General features: G+C 65.4%; 10 protein-coding genes, 1 tRNA gene and 2 pseudogenes. 4 read left to right on the top strand and 9 right to left on the bottom strand.

From position 1 onward, the window contains the following. Positions 1 to 42: 42 nt before the first annotated feature. Positions 43 to 128 (top strand) — tRNA-Leu (locus VN856_RS03535). A 58-nt stretch (positions 129 to 186) separates the two neighbouring features. Here VN856_RS03535 and VN856_RS03530 read toward each other — a convergent pair. Beyond that, positions 187 to 939 (bottom strand): O-methyltransferase, encoded by a 753-nt coding sequence (locus VN856_RS03530; protein WP_325686192.1) that lies wholly within the window; start codon positions 937 to 939, stop codon positions 187 to 189. A gap of 272 nt (positions 940 to 1211) precedes the next feature. On the opposite strand from VN856_RS03530, the gene VN856_RS03525 reads away from it, so the two are divergent. Next, positions 1212 to 2123 (top strand): metal-dependent hydrolase, encoded by a 912-nt coding sequence (locus VN856_RS03525; protein ID WP_325686190.1) that lies wholly within the window; start codon positions 1212 to 1214, stop codon positions 2121 to 2123. 1 nt (position 2124) lies between these two features. On the opposite strand, the pseudogene VN856_RS28855 reads toward VN856_RS03525, so the two are convergent. Continuing rightward, positions 2125 to 2205: pseudogene (locus VN856_RS28855) on the bottom strand (amino acid-binding protein); the annotation flags it as partial. Positions 2206 to 2683: 478 nt separating this feature from the next. On the opposite strand from VN856_RS28855, the gene VN856_RS03520 reads away from it, so the two are divergent. Together VN856_RS03520 and VN856_RS03515 are read left to right on the top strand one after the other, a co-directional pair. Further along, entirely contained in the window at positions 2684 to 2854 is a 171-nt protein-coding gene (locus tag VN856_RS03520; protein WP_325686188.1) for a hypothetical protein, read from the top strand. A gap of 70 nt (positions 2855 to 2924) precedes the next feature. After that, positions 2925 to 3602: pseudogene (locus VN856_RS03515) on the top strand (phosphoribosyltransferase); the annotation flags it as partial. Here the strand turns inward: VN856_RS03515 and VN856_RS03510 are convergent. The 7 genes from VN856_RS03510 to VN856_RS03480 all read right to left on the bottom strand — a co-directional run. After that, a complete protein-coding gene (locus tag VN856_RS03510) occupies positions 3599 to 3907 on the bottom strand; it encodes a hypothetical protein (protein WP_325686186.1) in 309 nt (102 codons plus the stop codon). The pseudogene VN856_RS03515 and the gene VN856_RS03510 overlap by 4 nt on opposite strands. Before the next feature lie 77 nt (positions 3908 to 3984). Then, a complete protein-coding gene (locus VN856_RS03505; protein ID WP_325686185.1) occupies positions 3985 to 4800 on the bottom strand; it encodes a DivIVA domain-containing protein in 816 nt (271 codons plus the stop codon). 254 nt (positions 4801 to 5054) lie between these two features. Beyond that, positions 5055 to 5345 carry a YggT family protein gene (locus VN856_RS03500; protein ID WP_325686183.1) on the bottom strand — a complete coding sequence of 97 codons (291 nt, stop codon included), beginning with the start codon at positions 5343 to 5345 and terminating at the stop codon, positions 5055 to 5057. A 99-nt stretch (positions 5346 to 5444) separates the two neighbouring features. Continuing rightward, the gene (locus tag VN856_RS03495) at positions 5445 to 6080 is read right to left on the bottom strand and encodes a cell division protein SepF (RefSeq protein ID WP_325686181.1); all 636 of its coding nucleotides are present in this window, start codon (positions 6078 to 6080) and stop codon (positions 5445 to 5447) included. A gap of 12 nt (positions 6081 to 6092) precedes the next feature. Continuing rightward, positions 6093 to 6938 (bottom strand): YggS family pyridoxal phosphate enzyme, encoded by an 846-nt coding sequence (locus tag VN856_RS03490; protein ID WP_325686178.1) that lies wholly within the window; start codon positions 6936 to 6938, stop codon positions 6093 to 6095. Continuing rightward, complete coding sequence (pgeF, locus tag VN856_RS03485; RefSeq protein WP_325686176.1) at positions 6935 to 7642, bottom strand: peptidoglycan editing factor PgeF; 708 nt, start codon at positions 7640 to 7642, stop codon at positions 6935 to 6937. Before pgeF ends, VN856_RS03490 begins: the two co-directional genes overlap by 4 nt. Positions 7643 to 7714: 72 nt before the next feature. Further along, the coding region (locus VN856_RS03480; RefSeq protein ID WP_325686174.1) for a cell division protein FtsZ at positions 7715 to 8412 on the bottom strand (698 nt) is incomplete at its 5' end.

Raw genomic sequence — 8412 nt, 5'->3', positions numbered from 1 at the left:
GGCATACCCATCCGATAGCCTTAGCTGCTTGATTTGGTCTCGGTCCGAGTGGCGGAATGGCAGACGCGCTAGCTTGAGGTGCTAGTGCCCTATTAATGGGCGTGGGGGTTCAAGTCCCCCCTCGGACACGGCTTAACTCGTTCATGCCTCGGTGACAACGCAGCCGACCTGCGGGCGCAGGAGGTTTTAGCCGCGGTACTCGGACTCCAGCACCAGATCGGACACCAGTGACTGGTATTCGAGGTGCGCCTTGTGCTCGACGGTGTCCCACAGCTTGCCTTGCTGCTGGCGCATGTACTCGCGGTACTTCGGTGAGCCCGGCACCTTGACGTTGTCGGCGACCACGATCGAGCCCGGATGCAGCCAGCCCCGGTCAAGGATGCTCTTCAGGTCGTCCAGGTAGGCGTCCTTATCGTGGTCGAGGAACACGAAATCAATTGCACCAGAGATGAATCCGTGTTGGTCAGCCAGCCCGTCCAGGGTGCGCCCGCCGTCGCCGATGGTGCCGACGACACAGGTCACGCGGTCAGCGACACCGGCATGAGCCCAGATCTGGCGGGCGTTGGCGGCGTTGGCCTCGGCGAGTTCGACCGAGTAGACCTTGGCGTTCGGAGCGGCCCTGGCGATCCGCAGAGCCCCATAGCCACAGTAAGTGCCCAGCTCTAGTGCGAGCGCGGGATTGGCGCGCCGGACGGCCGCATCGAGGAGTAGCCCTTTCTCGTCGCCGACGTTGATCAACATCGACTTTTCGTAGGCGAACTTGTCGAAGGTGGCCAGCACGTCGTCCATGTCGCCGGCCCGCGAGTTCTGCAGGACGTAGTCGATCGCAGCCGCTTCGCGTCCGTCACCCAGCTGGCCCGTGATGGTGAGGTTGCGAACCCCTGCAGCCATTCGCCAGAACGACCATCGCAGCATGGGTATCCGTCGTTTGAGATCCATGAGGACCCACCCTAGTGCTGTCGACGGCAGGGGCCACTGTCCCGAGTGCGGCACCGAGGTGGCGCCGGCTAAGGAGAGCGACGCGCGGAGGGAAAGCCGCCGGTTCGGTGTCGAAGAAACCGACTACGTCGGCGCCGGCGTGTCCATCCACGACGACGGCGGTTTCGAAAGCTGTTGGCCTGGCAATCCTGTAGTTCAGCTGAAAAGTCACGCCCAACTGGTATTACAATTGGCAACGGATCCGGGCGGCAACTTGGTATGGGAAAGAGCGGATGACTCTTCGCGAGGTCCACCACGACGGATATCCGACCCACCGCCGGAAGGCGCGCTTCGACTGGTCGAACACCCCGTTGCACTGGGTACCGGGCGACCCGTTCGCCACCCACATGTTGAATGTGTATCACCTGTTGCTGCCGGTGAGCGAGCGTTGGTTCATTCAGGCCATGACCGAGGCGGAACCGCTGGTCGACGACGCGGACCTGCAAGCGGCCATCAAGCCTTTTATCCAGCAGGAGGCCTGGCATGCCTGGGCGCACCAGATGGTCCTACAGCATCTGGCGGAGCAGGGCATCGACACCACGCCATACACCGACAAGCTGCACAAATGGCTGTCCAAGCTGGGGAAGCAGCACCCGGAATGGCCACGGGTACTGCAGCGAATGTCGCTCTACCGGCGGCTCGCGGTTACCGCGGCATTGGAGCCCTTCAACACTGCGTTGGGTGAGTGGTTCATCCAGAACCGGGGTCTCGATAATGCCGGAGCCGACCAGACCATGCTTGACCTGCTGCGCTGGCACGGGGCCGAGGAGATCGAGCACCGCTCGCTGGTGTTCGACGTTTACCAGAACGTGTGCGGTAACTACGCCCTGAGAGCGTTGACGATGCTGTCGACTGCGCCGACTTTCGCATTCTGGTGGATTGCGGGACTGCGGTTCTTGATGGCGCAGGACCCGACCATCAGCACCAAGCCGCGTTGGCGAGACTGGTTCCGAGCCGCCCGGCAGTACCGGGCGCCGGGACCATATCTGGTCGCGGTAAGGGTGCCGGGCCGCTACCTTCGGCCGGGCTACCACCCGATCGCGGAGGTGTCCACGCAGCTCGCGATTGATTACTTGGAACACTCACCGGTGGCGCGGGCCGCCCGCGAGCGGGCCGAGGCCATATCGACGGGGCCCGAGGGATAGCTCAGCGCAGCATCGCTGCCACGATCCCGGCTAGATAGCCCACCCGCGCCACCTCCGAAGGCCGGAATGCCGACGTTGGCCTCGCCCCGGGTCGGACAGCCCGTCAGGCGAATTGAAGCTAGCCGGTAGCCGAACCATCCAGCTGACGCCAACCGCTGATGGCGGCTAGCGGCGCAGACAACCCGACGCGCCGAGAGCAACCTAAAGGCATGTCAACGACCCTCTCCAGCAATGCTTTTGGCACCGCAATGGGTGGCAACGACATAGGCGGCGCTCGCCCAGGACGCCATCCGGTGCTGATGAAAATGCTCGTGAGCGGCGCTGTCGCTCTCGGCGTCTGGGTTGGGGTAGCGGCACCGGCCAGCGGCGACGCGAACTCGGTCGGCGCCGACCCGAACCAGTTCGGCGACTTGCGCTGTAGCTGCCAACACTCAGCTTCACCTGGCGGCCGCGCTGGGACGGAAGAGATGAAGCGGGGAATCCGCGAGGGTCTCTCAGCCGGCTTAGGCCAACCACAGCCGTAGCTAATCGTGGGCTTTCAGCCACGGAAGGACTAAGTGATGACTACGACAATCTGGACGTTGCTCTCGATCTTCGTCATCGCCCCCGTCGGTGCCCTTGCCATCGACAGGCCCATCTTCGGTAACTGGATCTGGCACATCGAGCGGGAAAGGCGAGAGATCGAGGAGACCAGCGGGACGACCGGTCGTCTCGTTCACCAGCGTGCCTAGTCGACGCCGGGATGTCTCACGCAATACGCTGCGAGTTAGAACAGGTACCCGACGACGGCGAGCATGGTCCATGGACGGACCCAGCGGCTTTCTGCGCCGGCCGCGACGCACCTTCCGCGACCGTCGCGAAGCCGGTCGCGTGCTGGCCCAGGAATTGGCGTCGTATCGCGGTAAAGCGGGGCTGCTCGTGCTCGGGCTGGCCCGCGGCGGCGTGCCGGTCGGTTGGGAGGTTGCCGCGGCCCTGGGCGCAGAGCTGGACGTCTTCCTGGTGCGGAAGCTGGGTGTGCCGCAGTGGTCCGAACTCGCGATGGGGGCGCTGGCCAGCGGCGGCGGCGTGGTGATGAACGACAGCGTGGTGAAGAGCCTGCGTATCAGCGACGATCAGGTGCGCACGGTCGTCGAACGCGAATCCGCCGAACTCGTTCGGCGCGAACACGCCTACCGGGGCGAGCGACCGGTCGCCGATCCACGCGGCAGAACGGTCATCGTCGTCGACGACGGGATCGCCACCGGTGCGAGCATCCTCGCGGCGGTGCGAGCGCTGCGGGCCGCCGGCCCCGACTCGATCGTGGTCGCTGTGCCGGTGGGCCCGCGGTCGGTCTGCGAAGTGTTGGCTGAGGAGGCCGACGACGTGGTGTGCGCGACGATGCCGGACGAATTCGACGCGGTGGGCCAGGTTTTCGTCGACTTCCATCAAGTCAGCGACGACGAGGTCCGCGACTTGTTGGCGACCCGGCCTGGCGCCTAGGAGGTTTTGTGGTCGTCGCTGACGCTGTCGTCGGTCGCACCGTCAGCCTCGTCGAGCGCATCCGCAGGGTAATCCGCTGCCTCGTCGTCTTCGTGTGACTCCGGGGCGTCGGCTGAGCCCGGTCCATGGCTTGCCGGACCCGCCTCACGCCGGCGACGTTCCTGTAGAGCGTCAATGATCAACAGCAGGACGCCCAGCACACTGGCGCCGATACATACCCAGGCGACCAATTCGTTGCTGGTGACCACCGCGAACACCAGCGCGGCAAGGCCGATCACCGCTAGTACCAGCGAGATAATCAGCACTTGTTAACCTCCAGCCGACGGGCGACGTTGCCAACAGTGCACGATACCGACCGCTGGAGCCGGTATCTCCGACCGGCCTAGTTATTACCCCGATTGAACTGGTTGAATCCCGCAGCGTCGTTGGTGGCGCCGGAATCGACCGGCGCAGCCGACCCACGCTGTCCGAGCTCCTCGAGCTGAGACTCGAGGTAAGTCTTGAGCCGGGTGCGGTATTCGCGTTCGAAGGTGCGCAGCTGCTCGAGCCGACCCTCGAGAACCGTGCGTTGCTGGTTGATTGTGCCCATGATCTCGGAGTGCTTGCGCTCGGCGTCGGCCTGCAATGCGTCGGCCTTCTCCTGGGCCTGACGCAGCTGAGTCTCGGAGCGGGTCTGCGCGTCGGACAGCAGGGCGTCGGCACGCTGACGGGCCTCGGAAACCGTGGTCTCGGCCTCGCGACGCGCGTCACCGAGGATCTGGTCGGCGTTGGACCGCGCGTCGGACAGCAGCTTGTCGGACTCAGCCTGTGCTTGGCTCGTCAGACGGTCGGCGGTGTCCTGCGCCAGGCTGAGCACGCGGGCGGCCTTCATGGCCTGCTCCTCGCCGAGTTGCGGGGAGGCTACCGGGGCTGCGACCGGAGCGGGTTGCGGCGGCGGCTTGACCGGCTCGGGCTCGGGCTCGTACACCGGAATGGTTTGGGTGGGTTGAGCACTGGCGCCACCGGCCCGGGCGCCGGCCAGCTCCTGGTCCAGCTCTGCGACCCGCTGACGCAGATCGGAATTCTCCTCGATCAGCCGGGTCAGCTCGTTCTCGACCAGATCGAGGAAGGCGTCGACCTCGTCCTCGTTGTAACCACGCTTGCCGATGGGCGGCTTACTGAACGCCACATTGTGGACGTCTGCGGGTGTCAGCGGCATTCTTAGCCCCCTTGGGTGTGGACAGCCAAACCGTCCAGGAAAGTGTAGAACGGGATGAACGGTGTCGTAGCCATGTTGCAACTGCGGCCCATCCTGTCACACCAGACCCGCCGGTTGCCGAATCGGTCAATAAATAAGACCGAATTTCACAGTCTAAGAAAGCGTCAAATCATCGCCATATCCGAGCCAAATCCGAGCCGTGGCAAACTGCTTCAGCCGAATAGACGACGGTCACCCGGGCAGGCCTGGCGGAGTCAGCCCTGATAATCCAGCGCCATCGTCATACCGATGAACGCCACCAGCAGCAGCACCATGATGGACAGGTCGAAGCGCACGGCACCGACGGTGAGCTGCGGTATCAGCCGCCGCAACAGATTTACCGGCGGATCGGTGACCGACAGGATGATCTCGAGAATCACGACGGTGAGGCCGCGCGGATGCCAATCACGGCTGAAAGACCGGATGAACTCAACGACCACGCGCGCGATCAGCAGTAGCCAGAAGATGAACAGCGCAAAACCAATGATGTGCACCAGCAGCGTCAACTAGAGCCCGACCTTTAGTGATGAAGATGTGACCTTGGCGACAGCCTCAGTAGCCGCCGAACGCCACCCTACCGGCTAGGACGCTGCCCTGCCTCGCGGCTATTGGTAGGCGTAGAAGCCGGTCTCGGCGATGCGTCGGCGCTCTTCCGGGGAGACGTCGACGTCGGCCGGTGAGAGCAAGAACACCTTGGTGGCGACTTTGTCGAATGAGCCACGGAGCGCGAAGGCCAGCCCGGCCGCGAAGTCGACCAGCCGCTTGGCGTCGGCGTTGTCCATCGAAACCAGGTCCATGATCACCGGCGTGCCGTCGCGGAACCGCTCGCCGATGGTGCGGGCCTCGCTGTAATCCTTGGGCCGCAGCGTGGTGATCTTCGACAGCGGGCTGCTCTCGTCGAACAGCATCGCCATCCGGCGCGGATCCATCGCGAGCGCGCCGCGGGTGGAGCCGCGCAACGACCCGAAGCGCGGGCGACCCACATCGGCGCGGTCATAGTCGGGGCCGCGGAAGCGGGGCTCATCGGCGAACCCGCCGCGATAGCTGCCCGCGCCGTATTCGGCGGGCTCGCCGCGCGGATCGTCATACTCGCGACCCTCGTAACGGCCATATCCCTCGTCGGCGAAGCGCTGCCGCGGGTAGCCGCTGCGCGCCGGGGCGTGGTCGTCGTAGTACTCGTCGTCGTAATCCTCCATGGGAGCCATGCCGAAGTAGGCCTTGACCCTGTGCAGTGTGCTCATCGCTTGACCCTTCTACAGCTCTGGGGATTCCGGTGTCTGTGATGAAGATGTGACTGGAGTGACTACTGACGGTGACGGTAGCGTTCGCTGGCCCAATAACGCGGTACCGACACGCACACACGTCGAACCATGTTTGACCGCAATTTCGAGGTCGTTCGACATACCGGCCGACAATCCGACCGCGGCCGGGTGGGCCCGACGCACCCGATGGTGTTCCGACTGCAGCAGCGCGAACGCACGATCCGGCTCCCAGTCCAGCGGTGGAATCGCCATCAGGCCCACCAGCTCAAGGGATTCGGCGGCGTCGATCTGCGCGCAGATTTCGTCGACGGCACCGGCGTCGGAAACGTCTACGCCGCCCCGGGACACGTCACCATCGAGGCTGATCTGCACGTAGACCCGCAGCGGATTCTTCCGACGCCCGTCGCTCAGTGCGCCTGCGACCGCGTGGCCGAGCGCCGCGACTACCCGGGTACTGCTGACCGAGTGGGCGGTGTGCGCCCAGCCGGCCAGCGAGCGGGCTTTGTTGCGCTGGATCTTGCCGACCATGTGCCACTGCGGGCCCGCCGATGCGGCGCCGGCGCCCGCCGGACCGTCCAGCAACCGAGCGACTTCATCCACCTTCGCCGCCGCTTCCTGGTCGCGGGATTCGCCGAACGCGGCGCATCCCAATCGCGACAAAATCGCCACATCGGTTGCCGGAAAGAATTTCGTAATAGGCAGCAGTTGAATTTCATCGAGTTTGCGGTCGGCAGCGTCGGCGGCCGCCGCCAGCCGCGACCGTAACGCCGCCAAAGAATCGGCTAATTGCATTTCCCGCTCCGGTCGGGCGGAACGGTTTACCGCTAATGCGCTCATTCCATCCACACCACCGAGGCCAGCCGCCCCGTCGGGGCGCCGCGGCGATGGCTGAACAGGTTGACGTCCTCGACCGTGCACCGCGGGTCGATATCGATCGCGCTCACGCCCAAAGCCCTGAGCTGACAAGCGATTCCGGCCCGAAGGTCCAGCCCTGGCGTGCCCTTCGACGTGGTGGTGCGACTGCCCGGCAGCGCTGCCTCCACTTCGTCGGCCATCGCGGCGGGCACTTCGTAGTTGCGGCCGCTGACCGCGGGCCCCAGCAGCACCGAGATGTCCGGCTCGTGTGCACCCACCGACAGCATGACCTCGACGGCGCGGGCCACCACGCCGTCGCGAGCCCCGACCCGGCCGGCGTGCACGGCCGCGACAACGCCCGCTCGCGCATCGGCCAGCAGCACCGGAACGCAATCGGCGCTGACCACCGCCAGGGCCAGTCGCGGTGTGCGCGTTACCAATCCGTCCGTGTCGTCGAACGCGGTGTCGCGCGGGCCATCGACCACTTCTATGTGGTCACCGTGCACCTGGTTCATCCACACCACCCGGTCAGGGCTGAGTCCGATGGCCGCGGCCAGCCGGATCCGGTTGGCCGCCACGGCAGCCGGGTCGTCGCCGACGTGGTCGCCCAGGTTGAAGGTGTCGAACGGCGGCAACGAGGCACCGCCTGCCCGAGTGGTGCTGACCCGCCGGATACGAACGCTCACTTGCCCAGTATCCGGCTTGAGCAAGGCCGCCTCGCCCCGACACCGTGTCGCGGCCGTCATTGCATCGTGTGGCTAGCGCCGCATGAACGGCGGCACATCGACATCGTCGTCCTCGCCGCCGATGTCGAAGGTTGCGCCGTTGGTCGGCACCGACACGCTCACCGCGTCGGCGGGCTCGAACAAGCTGGAGCTGACCTTGCCGTGTTTGCCCGACGCGATCGTGGTCGACGTATCGGTGTTGCCGACGACCGGCTTTCGGCCCGGCCCGCTCGCGTCGAAGCCCGCTGCGATCACGGTGACTCGTACCTCGTCGCCGAGCGAGTCATCGATGACCGTTCCGAAGATGATGTTCGCGTCCTGGTGGGCGGCGTCCTGCACCAGCGAGGCCGCTTCGTTGATCTCGAACAGCCCCAGGTCGCTGCCGCCGGCGATGGACATCAGCACGCCCTGGGCGCCCTCCATGGAGGCTTCCAGCAGCGGCGAGTTGATCGCGATCTCGGCCGCCTTGAGCGCGCGGCCGTCGCCGCGTGCCGAACCGATACCCATCAGCGCCGTGCCCGCGCCCGACATGATGCCCTTGACGTCGGCGAAGTCGACGTTGATCAGGCCCGGCGTGGTGATCAGGTCGGTGATGCCCTGCACACCGTTGAGCAGCACCTCGTCGGCGCTGCGGAAGGCGTCCATCAGCGACACCTCGGCATCGCCCGTCTGCAGCAGACGGTCGTTGGGGATCACGATCAGGGTGTCGAAGCTTTCCCGTAACGACGAGA

The sequence above is a fragment of the Mycobacterium sp. genome (assembly GCF_035603715.1).
GTDB lineage: Bacteria > Actinomycetota > Actinomycetes > Mycobacteriales > Mycobacteriaceae > Mycobacterium.
The sequence above is the reverse complement of the archived record's forward strand: the minus strand, read 5'-3'. Positions and strand labels throughout refer to the sequence as shown.

Coding starts and splice junctions, on each gene's coding strand:
- VN856_RS03530 (WP_325686192.1), bottom strand. CDS start 939: ATGGATCTCAAACGACGGATACCCATGCTGCGATGGTCGTTCTGGCGA.
- VN856_RS03525 (WP_325686190.1), top strand. CDS start 1,212: ATGACTCTTCGCGAGGTCCACCACGACGGATATCCGACCCACCGCCGG.
- VN856_RS03520 (WP_325686188.1), top strand. CDS start 2,684: ATGACTACGACAATCTGGACGTTGCTCTCGATCTTCGTCATCGCCCCC.
- VN856_RS03505 (WP_325686185.1), bottom strand. CDS start 4,800: ATGCCGCTGACACCCGCAGACGTCCACAATGTGGCGTTCAGTAAGCCG.
- VN856_RS03495 (WP_325686181.1), bottom strand. CDS start 6,080: ATGAGCACACTGCACAGGGTCAAGGCCTACTTCGGCATGGCTCCCATG.
- VN856_RS03490 (WP_325686178.1), bottom strand. CDS start 6,938: ATGAGCGCATTAGCGGTAAACCGTTCCGCCCGACCGGAGCGGGAAATG.